The organism is Hoyosella altamirensis (assembly GCF_014191505.1).
Classification (GTDB): Bacteria; Actinomycetota; Actinomycetes; order Mycobacteriales; family Mycobacteriaceae; genus Hoyosella; species Hoyosella altamirensis.
This window is the reverse complement of record NZ_JACHWS010000001.1, coordinates 1768849-1785438: the sequence shown is the minus strand read 5'-3', so window position 1 is coordinate 1785438 and position 16590 is coordinate 1768849. Positions and strand designations below refer to the sequence as shown.

Here is a 16590-nt window from a genome sequence, read left to right as displayed (position 1 = left end):
GTTCGACCAGGGGATCGACTGGCGGCCAGGTGGGCAGGAGGCACTCGACATGGTCGCGGCGGCTGGCGTCCCGATGGCGCTGGTGACCAACACCGAGCGCGTGCTGACTGAGCGGGCTCTCGGAACGCTGGGGCGCAGCCGGTTCGATGCCATCATCTGCGGTGATGAGGTTGAGCGTGGCAAGCCGTCACCGGAGCCGTACCTCAGGGCTGCCGCCGAACTCGGTTTCGCCCCGGGGGACTGCGTCGCCATCGAGGATTCACCGACAGGCAGCGCAGCGGCCGAGTCAGCAGGATGCGCATTGCTTGTCGTGCCGTGTGCGGTACCGATGGCGCCGGCGCCGGGACGCGTGCTGCGGGAAAGTCTTGAGGGACTGTCCTGGGAAGACCTTCATACTGTCTGGACTCGATGAGTAGTCTGGCGTGGTGGCGCACCCCCGGATGTACACCGACTCGGACCCATGGCTGAATGAGATCCGTGACATCGCGCTGAGTTTGCCTGAGGCCGCAGAGGTTGAGGCGTGGGGAAGACCAACCTTCCGGGCGAAGAAGATGTTCGGCATCTACAACGGGAGTCTCAGCGAGCGATTGAGCCTTGAGTTCCGTCCGGACCTCTCGGAATCGGAAGCACTGCGGCAGGATCCGCGGATCTTCGTGCCGCCGTATACGGGCGCTTACGGCTGGCTTGCACTCGACCTCCTGGTGGAAACGCCGGACCTGCAGGAAATCGCCGAGTTGCTTGAGACGTCGTATCGGCTCGGAGCACTGAAACGGATGATCAGAGCGCTCGATGAGCGATAGCCCCAGAGCACTAGCTGATCTCCCATACGCGGAGTATTTGGAACGCCGCAGTGCATTGCCGGAATGCGACGATTCGGCTGATTGCGCACTGTTCGACGGGGTGGAAGCGACAGACCTTGCGGTGAAAGGTGTGAGGTTCACCGAATGCGCTTTCGACGCGCTGAGGACTACGGCGAGTTCTTTCCAGAGTTCTCACTTCAGTGAGGTGTGGGTACACGGTTCACAGTTTGTGAGCGGAACATTCGCGGACACGAGCTGGCAGAATTCGGAGCTGGTCACCTCGTCGTTCGCAGGGGTCGAGATGCACGGTGTGACGTTTCGCCGGGTTGTTTTTCACAATTGTAAGTTCGATTCTGTGAATTTTCGCAGTGCACGGATGCGGGATGTGACGTTCGCGGATTGCGTCCTCCGGGATACCGACTTCGGTGGTGCCTCGCTGGAGCGTGTGTCCGTGACGGGCAGCGAACTCGCTGGGATCAAACTGGACCATGCGACCCTCAAGGACGTCGATCTCCGGGGCGCGACGCGTCTCTCAATCGCTTCGGGAACTGAACGCTTGGGCGGAGCGATGATCACGCCGCTGCAGCTGGTAGAGCTCGCTCCAGTGTTTGCCCGAGCGCTTGGAGTGCTGGTGCGAGACTGACTGTCAATCCTGCTGGTTCGCGAAGCGTTCGAGACGGTCGAGGCGTTGCTCGTCGCTCGTTCGCGGACACGTTGCGCAGGTGACGCCACCATCCGCGACTTTGAAGTAGTAGCAACAGCTGATCCGTTTACGCGTTAAGTGCGCGCGCTGTTTCGAATCATGGACGACGGTAATCGTTGAGGCATCCCCGAATTCGCGAGTCCCGCCGGGAAGAACAGATTTCGCACCGGCCAGGATCCGGGCGGGCTCCGCGCCGGTCTGCATCGCCATCCCAGTGTCGAGACTGTCGAAGAACACGCCGAGGAGGTGCCGCCGCGGCAATCGGGCGCCCCCACGGTAGTCCGTGAGGAAGTCATCGGCATGTCGCCGGATTTCGGTGCGCAGGATGCGTGCCAGATCTCGTTCGGTGCTGACGACGTCCGCCTCGTGGTGTGTGGCATCGGGGTCTGACGGGAGGCACCAGAACCTGGGTGAAAGCAGGGCGATACCGTCGGGATACGCGTGTTCGCTGTGCCGATGGAAGGCCAGCGAATGACGGTCGAGTCGCGGTACCCGCCGGGCAAGACCGAAACTCATGCCGCCGATGCACCCGGAGAGGCTGGCATACCAGTCGAGGACGTACGCCGCTGAAGCCATAGGGTGGTGCCGATGGAAGTCGCGTCGCAGCATATGCGTGACACGGCCCTCCCATTCGGCGATGAAATCGGGGCCGGCCTGGCTGCACAGTGCCCATTCACCAGTGCTGGGCTGACCGGTCGTGATCGACGCCCACGCCACTCTCTCATTGATCTGTGCAACTGTGTGGGTCAACGGGTGGGACATGATTGGCTACGAGGCTCTAGCGTCCGCGAGTTTCGCCACGGCGAATTCAGCGTTGCGCTCGATTCGGTTTCGCGCGACGGCGGGGAGTGAATCAGTGGCCAGAAGCTGCCGCCAAACGTCGTGGGATTCACGATAATGCCCTGACCAGTAGGCGACGAGTGCGTATTCGTCGAGGAGACCGTAATCGTGGATCCATTCCTCGACAAAAAGGCCGGTTCTGCTCCACGACGTGTCGACGGCATGCTTGGCGAGAATGTAGCCCTGGTGATACTTGCCGAGCAGGCGGCACATCCGGATCGCGCCATGGAGGGCCTCGACACGCTGGCATATCTCGAAGGCTGCAAGGTAGCTCTGCACGACGTCGGCGCCGTCGAACTCAAGGGCCTCTTTGAGTTGCGCCGCCCGGTACAGACTGACGAACACCTCCTGCTCCCAATAGCCCTGCTGGGCCCGTTCGAGATACGCGGCGAGCGCATCACGCTGTGCTCCACCGTCTTTCAGTGACTGGGCTCGGTAGAACGTGTAGCGCGCACGCATAAGGGGATCGGTTTCGGTCTTCAGCGCATCCGCCAGGACATCCGCGTCGTCGAGGTACTTTCGCGGGTTCCTGTTCCGTGCGCTGTCCTGGAACTGCTTGATGACGAACCCGGAAACGGCGCCGCGAGACTGGGCGAGGGAAGTCTCAAGAAATTCGTGCAGAACGCCGCGATAGTAAAAGGCGGCACGATTGCTGAAGAGCAAAGGCAGTCGATAGCTCACCTTTCCTGTGATCATCGGTATGTCGTAGAGGTCGTATTTCAGGGCGTCTCGAAACCGTTCGGCATCGAAAGTAGCGTCGGGCACAAGAACGGCGTCGGCATCGATCATCAGTCCGTAATCGACGGTGCGGACTTCGCGCAGCTTCTGCATTGCGTAACTGCGGTTGTACGCAAAGTCTCGCCATGGTTCCTGCAGTACCTTTCCCTGCTTTCCTGACTCAGCGAGATATTCGTCGACGATGTCTTGCGTGCCGTCGGTCGACCCGGTATCCACGATCAGCACATAGTCGGCGAGAGGCTCCACGCTGGTGAGGCATCGGCGGATGACGTGGGCCTCGTTTTTGACGATCATGCAGATACCGATTGTTGGCATGCGTCACCCCTTTCGTGTATTGCGTAGATCACACTAGCGGTCCTAGCCTTGAGATCATCAGCTCCGGGCCGAGAGGGGCCGGCCGATGCATGAACTCGCTTTGACGGAGAGCATCGTGGATGCGGTGTGCGAGCACGCGGCTGGCAGGCGTGTGCGTTCGGTCCAGGTTCAGGTGGGTGCGCTGTGCGCGGTAGTTCCCGACGCGATGAAGTTTTGTTTTGAACTCGCGACGTCCGGGACGGTAGCGGAAGGTGCTTCTCTCGACCTCGATGTGATCGATGCGCACGCACGGTGCCAGACGTGCGGCCAGGAGTTCATTCTGCCCGATCTGATCCTGCTTTGTTCGTGCGGAAGCGCTGACGTCGAGGTCCTGTCGGGGCGCGAATTGTGCATCAAATCCATGAAGGTGGGGTAGGGCGATGTGTTCAACATGCGGATGCGGGAATGCTGACGGGCCAATGATTTCGGTACCACGCCAGCATCAACATGAGCACGGCGATGAGCACGGTCACGGCCACGGGCATGGCCACGGGCCGGGCCAGCACACCCACGACGACGTGCACCCAGGCAAGACCGCAATCCGGTCTGACCCGCAAGAATCGGAAGAAACGATCGTCCTCGAACAAAAGGTTCTCGCCAAGAACGACCTGCTCGCGGACCACAACCGCACCCACATGGCCCAGCACGGAATCGTCGCCATCAACCTGATGAGCTCACCCGGAGCGGGAAAAACGACTTTGCTGGAACGAACGGTTCGCAGCACGAACCATCGGGTGGCAGTGATCGAGGGTGATCAGGAGACTCTCCTGGACGCGGACCGGATTGCGGCGACGGGCGCGCGCGTCGTTCAAGTCAATACAGGAGCAGGCTGCCACCTTGATGCCGCCATGCTGCAGCGCGCGCTCAGTCAGTTGTCGGCTGAGGACAACACCTTGCTGTTGATCGAAAATGTGGGAAATCTGGTGTGCCCCGCACTGTTTGATCTGGGGGAGCAGATGAAAGTGGTCATCATCTCGGTAACTGAGGGGGACGACAAGCCCCTGAAGTATCCGCATATTTTTGCGGCTGCCGATCTGGTGGTGGTCAACAAGACCGATCTGCTGCCCTACGTGGACTTCGATATGGCGGTGTGTGAAAGAAACGCACGTTCCGTCAATCCCGACGTCCGGATACTCGCGCTGTCCGCTCGCACAGGCGAAGGCCTGGACACATGGCTCAGCGAACTCGATCGTGTCATGCCCGTGGTTGCCTAATGATCAGAATGGGGTCCCGATGAAATTCGTGCGCGCGTGGCAGGCAGCCCTGACTGCCGCTGTAGGTGTCCTGCTCATGCCGGCGATCGCAGCGGCGACGCCGTCAGCCGGAGTGGAGTCCGAAGTGCTCGGTACATTTGATGTGCCCTTCAGCCTTCCTGGTGCGCCAGCAGGTGGCACGGATGTGACTTTCCGGCGCATCGAGATTGCGCCGGGCGGGTACACAGGCTGGCACTGGCATGAGGGTCCCGTATACGCGCTCGTCGCAGGGGGAACACTGACCCGCGTGCTGGCGGATTGTGCTGAAGTTGTCTCGCCGGCCGGGACTGTGGTCGAAGAAGTGGTCGGTCCCGCTGAGAGGCATAACGGGGTCAATAAGGGTGACGTGCCCACCGTCCTTTTCGTCACTTATCTGATCCCGTCGGGCCAGCCAATTGCCGTTGACGTGGAGGCGCCCGCCTGCATGTGAACGAGTGTCAGCCAGGTGATCGAAACCGGGCTTGTTATTGCAGGTCAGCGAGATCAAGAGGCTTTGACCCAGCAATTCATGATCGCGTAAGATGTGATTTGCGTCACGCAAGTGGGCCGAGGGTCGACTCCTGTGACGAAGGGGCTTTGAGGCACTGTCCCGCCCCGGAAAGTGGCAACCATGTCTGACACGGCGGCTGCAGCAGAAGAGACTTTGATTCACGTTCTGTGGATCAACGCCGGATTGAGTTGCGACGGAGACTCGGTGGCGCTTACGGCAGCTACCCAGCCGACGATCGAAGAAATTGCACTCGGCGCCTTACCCGGACTCCCCAAAATAGCTGTGCACTGGCCGCTCATCGATTTCGAATGTGGACCTGAAGGGGGAGCCGACGACTTCCTTGAGTGGTTCCGCAAAGCTGACCGCGGCGAGCTCGAACCATTCGTTCTCGTGGTCGAGGGATCAATACCCAATGAGAAGATCCACGACAGCGACGGATACTGGTGCGGGTTCGGCAACAATCCCGATGGTCAGCCGATAACGACGAGCGAATGGCTGGACCGTCTCACCCCGAAAGCAACCGCAGTGGTAGCGGTCGGGACGTGCGCGACATACGGCGGTATACACGCTATGGCCGGGAACCCCACCGGAGCGATGGGCGTACCCGACTACCTGGGCTGGGACTGGAAGTCCAAGGCCGGACTGCCGATTGTGTGCGTTCCGGGCTGTCCGATTCAGCCGGACAACCTCTCGGAAACGCTCACGTACCTGCTGTACCAGGCAACAGGCCAGGCTCCGATGATTCCTCTGGACGAGGCATTGCGGCCGACCTGGCTCTTCGGCACCACAGTTCACGAAGGATGTGACCGCGCGGGCTACTACGAAGAGGCGGACTTCGCGACCGAGTATGGCTCCCCGAAATGCATTGTCAAACTCGGATGCTGGGGCCCCGTCGTCAAATGCAACGTGCCGAAACGCGGCTGGATCAACGGTGTCGGTGGCTGCCCCAACGTAGGCGGAATCTGCATCGGATGCACCATGCCAGGTTTCCCGGACAAGTTCATGCCGTTCATGGATGAACCTCCAGGCGGCAAGCTCTCCACCACTGCGGTAGGAGTGTACGGATCGGTCATCCGCAGCTTGCGAAAAATCACCGGACACACTGTCGATCGAGAACCCGCCTGGCGTACGCCAAGCCAGACTCTCACAACCGGCGCCACCCGCACTTGGTAGAGCAAAGAGGCAAGCGATGACATCGACTATTCACGGCCCCGGCCCGCTGCCCACCCCGCCGCTGGCCCAAGAAGGCCCCGACGGCCTGGTGGAAATGAACTGGGATCCCATTACAAGAATTGTGGGGAGCCTAGGTATCTACACAAAAATTGATTTCAAAAAGAAGGAGGTCGTCGAGTGTCACAGCACGTCGTCGATCTTCCGTGGCTACTCCATCTTCATGAAAGGAAAAGACCCGCGAGACGCGCACTTCATCACCAGCCGTATCTGCGGCATTTGTGGTGACAACCATGCGACGTGCTCGTGCTACACGCAGAACATGGCGTACGGCGTCAAACCCCCGCACATTGGCGAATGGATCGTCAATCTAGGCGAGGCCGCCGAGTACATGTTCGATCACAATATCTTCCAGGAGAACCTGGTTGGGGTGGACTTCTGCGAGAAGATGGTCGCCGAGACCAACCCCGGCGTACTGGACAAAGCGAACAAGACCGAGGCGCCGCATGCAGGCGAGCACGGATACAAGACTATCGGCGACATCATGCGGTCGCTCAATCCGTTCTCGGGTGAGTTCTATCGTGAGGCGCTCGCCGTCAGCCGCTCCACACGCGAGATGTTCTGCCTGATGGAAGGCCGTCACGTTCACCCCTCGACGCTCTATCCAGGCGGTGTGGGAACAGTCGCCACCATCCAGTTGATGACCGACTACATGAGTCGGTTGATGCGCTACGTCGAATTCATGAAGAAGGTCGTGCCTATGCACGACGATCTCTTCGATTTCTTCTATGACGCGCTGCCGGGCTACGAGAAGGTCGGCCTGCGAAGGACGCTGCTCGGCTGCTGGGGATCGTTCCAGGATCCCGAAGTGTGCAACTTCGCCTACCGGGACATGGAGGACTGGGGACGGAAGATGTTTGTCACCCCAGGTGTCGTCGTCGATGGAAAGCTGGTGACGACGTCGCTGGTCGACATCAATCTCGGTATCCGGATCCTGCTGGGCAGCTCGTACTACGACGACTGGACTGACCAGGAAATGTTCGTGACCCACGATCCGCTGGGTAATCCGGTTGACAGGCGTCACCCCTGGAATCAGCACACCAACCCGCGCCCACAGAGGCGGGACATGGATGACAAGTACTCGTGGGTCATGTCGCCCCGCTGGTATGACGGAAAAGATCATCTGGCGCTCGATACGGGTGGCGGTCCGCTCGCGCGGCTCTGGACTACGGCGCTCGCCGGTCTCGTGGATTGCGGCTACGTGAAGGCCACGGGCAGCAGCGTGCAGATCAATCTGCCGAAGACAGCGCTCAAGGGGCCGGTCAGCTTCGAATGGGAGATCCCCAAGCACGGATCGAACACCATAGAACGCGACCGGGCGCGCACGTACTTCCAGGCGTACGCGGCTGGATGCGCGCTGCATTTCTGCGAGAAGGCGCTGGAAGAAATTCGGGCCGGCAGAACGAAGACGTGGGAGAAGTTCGAGGTCCCCGACGAAGGAATCGGATGCGGCTTCACCGAGGCGGTCCGCGGCGTGCTCAGCCACCACATGGTGATTCGTGACGGCAAGATCGCGAACTACCACCCGTACCCGCCAACGCCGTGGAATGCGAATCCGCGCGATAGCTACGGAACGCCGGGCCCCTATGAGGATGCGGTGCAGGGCCAGCCGATCTTCGAGGAGAACACGCGAGAGAACTTCAAGGGGATCGACGTGATGCGAACTGTTCGCAGCTTCGATCCGTGCCTGCCCTGCGGGGTGCACATGTACCTCGGTGGCGGAAAGACGCTCGAGAAGCTCCACTCTCCGACGCAATCACTGACCGGCGAGTGACGAGCACCATGACTTCCCGGGGCCCCGAACAGTGGCGGACTGCGGGCGAGCGCATCGATGCGTTGCTCGACGCGATGGCGTCGAGTGGACCTATCGTGCGTGAGCGAGCCGAACATCTCGTCCGGGAAGTCGTTGGGCTCTACGGAGCCGCGCTCGAGCAGATACAGGCACTCGCCGGCGAATGTGATGACAAACAGTTGCTGCGCAAGCTCGCGGACGATGACCTCGTCGCGAGCTTGCTGCTTGTGCACGGCCTCCATCCGGACGACGAGGAGACCAGGGTCCGCCGCGCGCTTGACAGCGTGCGGCCCTACCTTGGATCACACGGTGGCGACGTCGACCTCATCGGTATTGAGGACGGTGTCGTTCATCTGCGTTTCCAGGGCACGTGTAAGAGTTGCCCCTCGTCGGCGGCCACCCTCGAACTCGCGGTGGAAGGTGCCATCAAAGCCGCTGCCCCGGAAGTGACAGCGATCGAGGCGGAAACAGCCTCGCCCGAAGCAGGGGCAACTAGCGGGGGTTCTGGGGTCATCTCCCCAGATTCCCTGTTCTCGAAGGTCCACCAGCACGCGAACTGGGTTGCACTGCCTGAGCTCGCGGATCTCGCTGACGGGGAAGTCGGGGGCTACGCACTTGGTGGCACGACAGTGCTTGTGTGTCGAAGTGGCGCGGACGTCTTCGCGTTCATCGACCGTTGCCCCCACTGCCTGAACTCGATGGCCGGGGCGGTGCTCCACCGCATGGCGGGCGCGAAGGCAGGTGCCGCCGTGCTGCGCTGCCCGCAATGCCGCACTCACTACGACATCCGTCGTGCAGGCGCAGGAATGGACGACGCCGGCGAACACCTGACGCCGCTTCCCGTGCTGCCGAGAAATGGAACGCTCTCAGTCGCGCTTCCAGCGGGAGCCGGGCAGTGAGCGGGGCGCCGAGCAGTTCCGGGGGAGATTCGCCGTTCGAGGTTCTGCGGCGAATCCGTGGCACTAGGCCGCAAACACCGCCGGGCGAACGCTGCGACATGTGTGCGGTACCGATTGATGGGGAAGCCCACTCACACGTCGTTGATGTGCAGGGACGACAGCTGATGTGTGTCTGCAGGCCGTGTTACCTGCTTTTCACCGAAACGACAGCGAACCTGCGCTTCCGTGCCGTGCCTGATCGTTACCTGCGATTCGCTTCGGACGCCCTCACTCTCGACCACTGGAATGCACTCGACATCCCAGTGGGGCTCGCCTTCTTCTTCCGGAACTCCGTGCTCGATCGGATGGTGACTTTCTATCCGGGGCCAGCCGGTGCTACGGAGTCAGAGCTCGCGATTGACCAGTGGAGCCAGATCATCGACGCGATACCGCATCTCTCGCTGATGCTTCCTGACGTTGAAGCGCTGCTGATCCGTGTCCCCGAGCAGGGGCAGGGGCAGCCCGAATGCTTCCTCGTGCCGATCGACGCGTGTTACGAACTGGTCGGGCAGTTACGTGCTGTGTGGCGCGGGTTCGACGGAGGCCAGGACGCGAGGCGCCGCATCGATGCCTTCTTTAGCCAGGTAGCTGCGCGAAGCAAGCCTGCTGTCGCCAGTTCCGCGGGCGGTGGGAGATGACCGCACTGCAGTTTGAGGTGCTCACCGTTGAGCCAGAACAGTTCGCTGTCACCCCGAATCTTCTCGTAACCTTGCGCATTACGGAACAGAGCGCGGCGCAGGTGCACGCAATAGTCCTGAACTGCCAGATCCGCATCGAGCCACAGCGCCGCCGTTACAGCGACGAGGAAGCTGCGGGCCTGCGTGACCTGTTCGGCCCTCGTGAGCAATGGGCGTCAGCGGTGCGGGCATTTCAGTGGCTTCACACGGCAACAACAGTGCCGGGATTCGTCGGCTCGTACGACGCGACGCTGCCCATACCCTGCACGTACGATTTCGAGGTCACCGCGGCGAAGTATCTGCACGCGCTCGATCGAGCGGAAAATGACGGGAACGGCCCACAAGGCGAAGTGCCCCTAGTGCCTCTCGTTTTCCTTTTCAGCGGCTCCGTTTTCACCAGAAGCGGCGCTGGGATCCACGTCGAACGCGTCCCCTGGCACTGCGAAGCGAGCTACGACATGCCAGTGAAGGTCTGGCATGACCTCATCGCGCAGCACTATCCGAACAGTGGCTGGCTGCGTCTGGATACGGACACGATGAACGCGCTTCTGCGTTTCAAGGCGGCAAAGGGTCTCACGACACTCGATGCCGCGGTGTCGCTTCTGCTGCTGCACGAGCGTGACGCGGGGGAGGTGCCGAAGTGAGTGATCTCGCGGTGAACCCCGAAAGCCTGGAACGCGCACGCGCCGTCGCGGACGCAGTGCTGTACGAGGGGTATTTGCTGTATCCGTACCGTGCGGATGCCCGGAAGAACCAGACGCGGTGGCAGTTTGGTGTTCTTGGCCCACCGGGAGCGGCGGAACGCTTCGCAGGAGAGGAATCGCACCTCAGCGCGCAATGCCTGGTCCGTTGCGGCGCACACGGCCAGGTAGGCGTCAGTTTGAGGTTCCTGCAATTGCAGAGACGCGAGGTCGAAGACTTTCGCGAGGGCCGCTTCGTGTCAGTACCTGAAATGACTGTGGGGGAGCACAAGTACCTCGCTTGGGACGAAGCGGTGGCGCATGACGTCGATCTCGGAGACCTAGCGCTTCGGTCACCGCACGCTCTGATTGCGGAGGTCAGTGGTGCTGAGGATATCGAGATGCTCACCGACAACGGGGCAGTCGCTGGCCGGGTACGCCGGACACACTGGCCGCTGCGAGCGGAAGTGTCAGTGCACGCCACCGGAGACGGCGACCTGCTTACAGTCAATGTCGCCGTGCGCAACACCAGTGCGACAACAGGCTCGAGCGACCCGAAGACTGATGCCATACGCAGTTCACTGCTCGGTGCTCACATGATACTGACGACCTCAGAAGCGGAGTTTGTTTCTCTGCTCGAGCCCGGCGAACGCACCGAAGACCCCCGAGAGGCCGCAGAGGAAGTCCGAGCAGCGAACTCGTGCGTTCATCACCGTTGTTTCCCGGTCCTTGCGGGCCTGCCCGGCGAACGTCACGTTGTTCTGATTTCGCCGATCATCCTCTACGACTACCCGGAGATCGCCGGGGAAAGCAGGGGCCCCATGTTCGATGCCACAGAAATCGACGAGATCCTCACGCTGCGCGTCATGGCCATGACGGAGGACGAGAAGGCAATGGCCCGCGCGACCGATCCGCTCGCGGCAGAGATCATTGACCGCGCAGACCAGACCACTGCCGATTCTCTCGGGGCGCTGCATGGAACGATCAGAAACGCTGACCACGTGCCGGTCTTTACCGAATCGGGGGAGGACAAACCCTGGTGGGACCCTGCCGTCGATTCCTGCGTAGATCCAGAAACCGACACGGTGACGATCCGCGGCGTGGCCGTCGGAAAAGGGAGTCTGGTGCGGGTACACCCGTCCCGCAGCGCAGACGCACAGGACCTGTTCTTCAAAGATCAGGTTGCGCGAGTGACGATGGTGCACACCGACGTGGACGGTGGCACGCATATCGGCGTCGTCCTTGTTGATGATCCGGCAGCCGATCTGCACGACTGGTTTGGCCGCTACTTGTACTTCGCGCCGAGCGAACTCGAGCCGCTCAGCGCTGATGGCACGTCACCCAGGAAGGAGAGTGCATCATGAAGGAACTCGGAGTCGCCACAACGGTGTTCCTGTCGCTACTCGTAGCGGTAGGGCTGGTCGTTGGAGTCAAATCCGTTCCAGATATCAAGCGCTACATGCGTATGCGTCAGATGTAGCGGCGCGCGATGACGGACGATTCAGTGGCGCCAGACGGCCCGGAGCTGAAAGACGCGCCGGGCCCTCCGGCTGCGACCCGTGTTCTCGTCGCTGGTATTGGGAACATTTTCCTCGGCGATGACGGGTTCGGGCCGGCGGTGCTGCGCGCACTCAACGGTGGCAGTATTGCGGTGCCACCATCGGTGCGGTGCGTTGACTACGGAATCCGGGGCATGCACCTTGCCTACGACTTGCTCGAAAAGTGGGGCGGCCTGATCCTCGTCGACGCGCTACCCAGCCGCGGCGCCCCTGGCACAGTTCACGTGCTTGAGGTCGATGCGCGCGACATCACTGAGTTGCGTTCCACCGAGGTGCCCCGCAATGTCGCTCAGATCGACGGTCACGCGATGGATCCGGCGGCCGTTTTTGCGAGCCTCGACGCTCTGGGGGGCAGCCTGCCCCGGACACTCGTCGTCGGCTGCGAGGCACAGACGACCGCTGAAGGCATCGGCTTGTCGCTACCTGTCGAGGCAGCCGTGCCCATCGCCGCCCGTAAGATCGCCGAACTCGTTGCGAAGCTCGAACCAGCTGGCGCGGGAAAGGAGGGCTGATCCATGTGCCTCGGAATTCCTGGCCGGGTACAGCGAATGCTGGAGGGGTACGGTGATCAGCTCGCGCTCGTCGACGTGGAAGGGGAACTCCGGAAGGTCAACATTGGCCTGCTGTCGGATGTACCGAACGGTGGACCACCCGTCGCACCCGGCGAATGGGTGATAATCCACATGGGTTTCGCGGTCGAGCGAGCGACACCTGAGGGTGCGGCGCAAGCGAGAGCGGGACTGGAATTGCTCGGCCGCGGAGCGTCACCGCAAACACGAGGTGACCCACCATGACTCGGGTGCGGCATCGTCTAGTGGTCAACGGGGTTGTCCAGGGCGTCGGATTCCGTCCGTTCGTCTACGCGACCGCGTCGGAACTCGCGCTCACCGGTGAAGTCAGCAACGACAGCAGTGGCGTCCGCATCGAGGTTGAGGGTGAGGCATCCGCCGTGCTCGAATTTGCGCGGCGCGTCGAACACGAACCGCCGCCCCTTGCGGTCGTGGAATCGCTGAAGGTGGACTCGGCGCCCGTTCGTGGCGGAACTGGGTTCCGCATCGCCGATACCTCCCACCACGCCGGCGGTCGCACACTCGCCTCACCGGATGTCGCGATCTGCGCCGACTGCCTGAGCGAACTGTGCGACCCACATGATCGCCGCTACCGCCACGCCTTCATTACATGCACCAACTGTGGTCCACGTTTCACGATCATCCGGGAATTGCCTTACGACCGGCGCTCCACCACGATGGCGCAATTCCCGATGTGTGAACGCTGCACTGCGGAGTACCGAGATCCTGCGGATCGCCGTTTCCATGCTCAGCCCATCGCTTGCCCGGACTGTGGTCCGGTACTTGAGTTTGTTGAGCCGCAACGACAGCCGCTCGCCGGAGAGCGTGCCCTTGAACGTGCGCGGTCGGTGATCTCGGCCGGTGGCATAGTCGCGGTGAAAGGAATCGGAGGCTTCCATCTCGCGTGTGACGCGCGCAGTCCGGAGGCGGTGGCGAAACTGCGGGAGCGGAAACGGCGCCGCGCCAAGCCGTTCGCCGTCATGGTGCGCGACCTATCGACCGCACGTCACGTCGCTCATGTGGATGCCAGCGAAGAGCGGGTGCTGACGAGCCCACAGCGGCCAATCCTCCTACTGCGAAAGAACAGTGCCGGTCGCCTCGCCGAAGGCGTCGCACCAGGCATCCCTGATCTCGGTGTGATGCTCGCATACACCCCATTGCATCACCTGCTTCTCGGATTGCCGGGCGACCCGGACGGTCCCGATGCGCTTGTCATGACGTCAGGCAACCTCGGGGGTGAGCCGATTGCGTTCCGGAACGATCATGCGGTGGAGCGTCTGAGGGAAATCGCGGACGCATGGCTCCTGCACGACAGGCCCATATTGGTTCCGTGCGATGACTCGGTGGTGCGTGTCGTGGATGGTGCCGAGATGCCGCTCCGGCGTTCGCGCGGGTACGCCCCGATGCCGATAGCGCTGCCGGTCCGGGTCCCGCCAGCCCTCGCTGTGGGAGCGGATGTCAAGAATACGTGCGCGGTCGCCGAAGGTCGCTACGCATGGCTCAGCCAGCACGTGGGCGACATGGATGACATCGCCACCCTCGAGGCGTTCAGCAACACCGAGCGGCATCTACAGCACCTCACAGGAGTCGAGCCGCAGCAGGTCATTGCCGACGCACATCCTGATTACCGCTCAGTGGCGTGGGCGCACCGCCACTCCAGCGGGCGACCGCTCCGCTCTGTGCAGCACCACCACGCGCACCTCGCCGCCGTGATGGGCGAGCACGGACTCGGTGCGCATGAGAGCGTCGTCGGATTTGCCTATGACGGCACCGGGTATGGAACTGATGGGGCGATCTGGGGAGGCGAAGTCCTCATTGGCGGTTACAAGGAGTTCAGGCGGTTCGCTCATCTGAAGTATGTGCCGCTTCCAGGCGGGGATCTGAGTGTGGAGCGGCCCTACCGAATGGCGCTCGCCCACCTCTACGCTGCGGGAATACCGTGGGCGGACGATTTTGCTCCCGTCCAGGCGTGTCCAGCGCCGGAACGTCAGGTTCTGTGGCACCAGCTCCAGACTGGGTTCGGTTGCACTCCCACCTCGAGTTTCGGACGATTGTTTGATGCGATCGCAGCACTGTGCGGGGTGCGCCAGAGGGTCGATTATGAAGCAGAAGCGGCGATTGAGCTGGAAGGCCTCTCGCGTGGCATCGACGGTGGCGAGGGCTACCGGTTCGCCCTCGTCGACGACGTGGCGGATCCCGCTCCGATGCTGCGGGCACTCCTCGAGGATCTTCGCGAAGGCGTTCCGGCAGGCGTCGTGGGCGCTCGCTTCCACGCCGCTGTCGCCGATCTGACGCTGCGGTGGGCGCTGGCAGCCCATGACGAGACCGGTCTGGAAGCGTTCGCACTGACGGGCGGAGTCTTCCAGAACTCGCTGCTGCACAGTCTGGTGCGCGCGAAGCTGGCTGGCCTCGGCTTCACGGCGTACTCGCACCATCGTGTGCCGCCAAACGACGGGGGCATCGCACTCGGCCAGTTGCTTGTGGGGTGCTCGCAATGAAAGTCGCCGCTACAAAAACAACCCCAATCAGCCTTACGAAGTAATGCGATTCTAGGAGGAGCGATGTGCTTAGCGGTCCCGGGGAAGATCCTCGAAATGGAAGAACGCGACGGCACGATGATGGCAGAGGTGGATTTTGGGGGCGTCCACAAAGAGGTGTGCCTGCAGTACATTCCCGATGCCGCGGTGGGTGACTACGTCATCGTCCATGTGGGTTTCGCCATTCAGCGTCTTGATGAGGAATCCGCGATGAAAACCCTTGCCGAGTTCGAGCAACTCGGAATTCTGGAGGAAGAGTTCGGTGATCAATTCGCGCTCGCCGCGAAACAGGCCGGGCTGAGCACAGGGACGGAAGAATCATGAAATACCTCGACGAGTTCAGCAATCCCGAACTGGCGAAAAAGCTGCTCGACCAGATTCATGCGGCCACCACGAAGCCCTGGGCGATTATGGAAGTGTGCGGTGGTCAGACGCATTCGATCATCCGCCACGGAATTGACCAGCTGCTCCCGAAGCAGATTGAAACGATCCACGGCCCAGGCTGTCCAGTCTGCGTCACACCACTGGAGATCATCGACAAGGCACTTGCGATCGCGGCACGGCCAGACGTTATTTTCTGCTCCTTCGGGGATATGCTGCGGGTGCCGGGCAGCGAGTCAGATCTTTTCCGAATCAAAAGCAACGGCGGCGATATCCGCGTTGTGTATTCACCGCTAGATGCGCTGACGATCGCTCGCCAGAACCCCGATCGGCAGGTTGTCTTCTTCGGTATCGGATTCGAGACAACGGCTCCCGCCAACGCGATGACCGTATATCAAGCGCAGCGTCTTGGAATAAAGAACTTCTCATTGCTAGTTTCCCACGTACTCGTGCCACCGGCGGTCGCCGCGATCATGGAATCACCAACGTGCCGGGTCCAGGCCTTCCTCGCCGCGGGCCACGTGTGCAGTGTGATGGGAACTGAGGAGTATCCGCCTCTGTGCGAGAAGTATCAGGTCCCCATCGTCGTCACGGGATTCGAGCCTCTTGACATTCTCGAGGGGATCCGGCGGACCGTTCTGCAGCTCGAGAACGGACGCTACGAGCTCGAGAACGCGTATCGCCGCGCGGTGCAGGCGGAAGGAAATCTCGCAGCCAAGCAGATGCTCGACGATGTCTTCGAACGAACGGACCGGGGCTGGCGCGGCATCGGTGTGATCCCAGACAGCGGCTGGCGGCTCTCACCGAAATATCGTGCGTACGACGCGGAACATCGGTTTGAGGTCACCGATCTTCATACTGACGAGTCTCCGATCTGCCGCTCGGGTGAGGTTCTGCAGGGGCTCATCAAACCTCACGAGTGTTCGGCGTTCGGCAAACAGTGCACGCCGCGAACTCCATTGGGCGCGACCATGGTGTCGTCCGAAGGCGCGTGCGCCGCGTATTTCCTGTACCGCCGTCTCGAACTGAGGGAGGTCAGTGGTGTCTGA

Annotated in this window: 20 protein-coding genes; 18 read left to right on the top strand and 2 right to left on the bottom strand. The window is 61.7% G+C overall.

Annotated elements, in window-relative coordinates; all coding sequences use genetic code 11:
- From FHU29_RS08695 to FHU29_RS08685, 3 genes are all read left to right on the top strand, one after another.
- Positions 1-412 (top strand): HAD family hydrolase (locus FHU29_RS08695; RefSeq protein ID WP_183377496.1); only part of this gene is annotated, 412 nt, incomplete at its 5' end.
- Between the two features lie 13 nt (positions 413-425).
- Positions 426-800 carry an MmcQ/YjbR family DNA-binding protein gene (locus FHU29_RS08690; protein WP_083962143.1) on the top strand — a complete coding sequence of 125 codons (375 nt, stop codon included), beginning with the start codon at positions 426-428 and terminating at the stop codon, positions 798-800.
- Positions 790-1443: a pentapeptide repeat-containing protein gene (locus FHU29_RS08685; protein WP_064438849.1), complete on the top strand. Its 654-nt coding sequence runs from the start codon at positions 790-792 to the stop codon at positions 1441-1443. Before FHU29_RS08690 ends, FHU29_RS08685 begins: the two co-directional genes overlap by 11 nt.
- Positions 1444-1446: 3 nt before the next feature.
- Here FHU29_RS08685 and FHU29_RS08680 read toward each other — a convergent pair whose 3' ends face one another.
- On the bottom strand, positions 1447-2265 hold the full coding sequence (locus tag FHU29_RS08680) for a (2Fe-2S)-binding protein (protein WP_083962111.1): 819 nt from the start codon (positions 2263-2265) through the stop codon (positions 1447-1449).
- A 6-nt stretch (positions 2266-2271) separates the two neighbouring features.
- Positions 2272-3396, bottom strand: a complete 1125-nt coding sequence (locus FHU29_RS08675) for a glycosyltransferase (protein ID WP_232322861.1) — start codon at positions 3394-3396, stop codon at positions 2272-2274.
- A gap of 85 nt (positions 3397-3481) precedes the next feature.
- Here FHU29_RS08675 and FHU29_RS08670 point away from each other — a divergent pair, with 85 nt between their 5' ends.
- The 15 genes from FHU29_RS08670 to hypD all read left to right on the top strand — a co-directional run bounded on the left by FHU29_RS08670 (position 3482) and on the right by hypD (position 16590).
- Positions 3482-3811: a hydrogenase maturation nickel metallochaperone HypA/HybF gene (locus tag FHU29_RS08670; RefSeq protein WP_064438851.1), complete on the top strand. Its 330-nt coding sequence runs from the start codon at positions 3482-3484 to the stop codon at positions 3809-3811.
- A 4-nt stretch (positions 3812-3815) separates the two neighbouring features.
- Positions 3816-4649 carry a hydrogenase nickel incorporation protein HypB gene (hypB, locus tag FHU29_RS08665; protein ID WP_064438852.1) on the top strand — a complete coding sequence of 278 codons (834 nt, stop codon included), beginning with the start codon at positions 3816-3818 and terminating at the stop codon, positions 4647-4649.
- Between the two features lie 19 nt (positions 4650-4668).
- The gene (locus FHU29_RS08660) at positions 4669-5118 is read left to right on the top strand and encodes a cupin domain-containing protein (RefSeq protein ID WP_064438853.1); all 450 of its coding nucleotides are present in this window, start codon (positions 4669-4671) and stop codon (positions 5116-5118) included.
- 180 nt (positions 5119-5298) lie between these two features.
- On the top strand, positions 5299-6351 hold the full coding sequence (locus tag FHU29_RS08655) for an NADH-quinone oxidoreductase subunit B family protein (protein WP_064438854.1): 1053 nt from the start codon (positions 5299-5301) through the stop codon (positions 6349-6351).
- Positions 6352-6445: 94 nt separating this feature from the next.
- Positions 6446-8182 (top strand): nickel-dependent hydrogenase large subunit, encoded by a 1737-nt coding sequence (locus FHU29_RS08650; protein WP_157094921.1) that lies wholly within the window; start codon positions 6446-6448, stop codon positions 8180-8182.
- A gap of 8 nt (positions 8183-8190) precedes the next feature.
- Positions 8191-9099: a NifU family protein gene (locus FHU29_RS08645; RefSeq protein ID WP_064438856.1), complete on the top strand. Its 909-nt coding sequence runs from the start codon at positions 8191-8193 to the stop codon at positions 9097-9099.
- Positions 9100-9197: 98 nt separating this feature from the next.
- A complete protein-coding gene (locus tag FHU29_RS08640) occupies positions 9198-9776 on the top strand; it encodes a DUF5947 family protein (protein WP_341478966.1) in 579 nt (192 codons plus the stop codon).
- On the top strand, positions 9773-10459 hold the full coding sequence (locus FHU29_RS08635) for a DUF6084 family protein (RefSeq protein ID WP_064438858.1): 687 nt from the start codon (positions 9773-9775) through the stop codon (positions 10457-10459). The genes FHU29_RS08640 and FHU29_RS08635 overlap by 4 nt, the downstream gene beginning before the upstream one ends.
- Complete coding sequence (locus FHU29_RS08630; protein ID WP_074390722.1) at positions 10456-11859, top strand: hypothetical protein; 1404 nt, start codon at positions 10456-10458, stop codon at positions 11857-11859. Before FHU29_RS08635 ends, FHU29_RS08630 begins: the two co-directional genes overlap by 4 nt.
- A complete protein-coding gene (locus FHU29_RS23845) occupies positions 11856-11975 on the top strand; it encodes a DUF6893 family small protein (RefSeq protein ID WP_013806776.1) in 120 nt (39 codons plus the stop codon). The genes FHU29_RS08630 and FHU29_RS23845 overlap by 4 nt, the downstream gene beginning before the upstream one ends.
- 9 nt (positions 11976-11984) lie before the next feature.
- On the top strand, positions 11985-12566 hold the full coding sequence (locus tag FHU29_RS08625; protein ID WP_232322862.1) for a hydrogenase maturation protease: 582 nt from the start codon (positions 11985-11987) through the stop codon (positions 12564-12566).
- Positions 12567-12569: 3 nt separating this feature from the next.
- On the top strand, positions 12570-12848 hold the full coding sequence (locus FHU29_RS08620; protein ID WP_064438859.1) for a HypC/HybG/HupF family hydrogenase formation chaperone: 279 nt from the start codon (positions 12570-12572) through the stop codon (positions 12846-12848).
- Entirely contained in the window at positions 12845-15121 is a 2277-nt protein-coding gene (gene hypF, locus FHU29_RS08615; RefSeq protein WP_064438860.1) for a carbamoyltransferase HypF, read from the top strand. The genes FHU29_RS08620 and hypF overlap by 4 nt, the downstream gene beginning before the upstream one ends.
- 63 nt (positions 15122-15184) lie before the next feature.
- A complete protein-coding gene (locus FHU29_RS08610; RefSeq protein ID WP_064438861.1) occupies positions 15185-15484 on the top strand; it encodes a HypC/HybG/HupF family hydrogenase formation chaperone in 300 nt (99 codons plus the stop codon).
- Positions 15481-16590 (top strand): hydrogenase formation protein HypD, encoded by a 1110-nt coding sequence (gene hypD / locus FHU29_RS08605; RefSeq protein WP_064438862.1) that lies wholly within the window; start codon positions 15481-15483, stop codon positions 16588-16590. Before FHU29_RS08610 ends, hypD begins: the two co-directional genes overlap by 4 nt.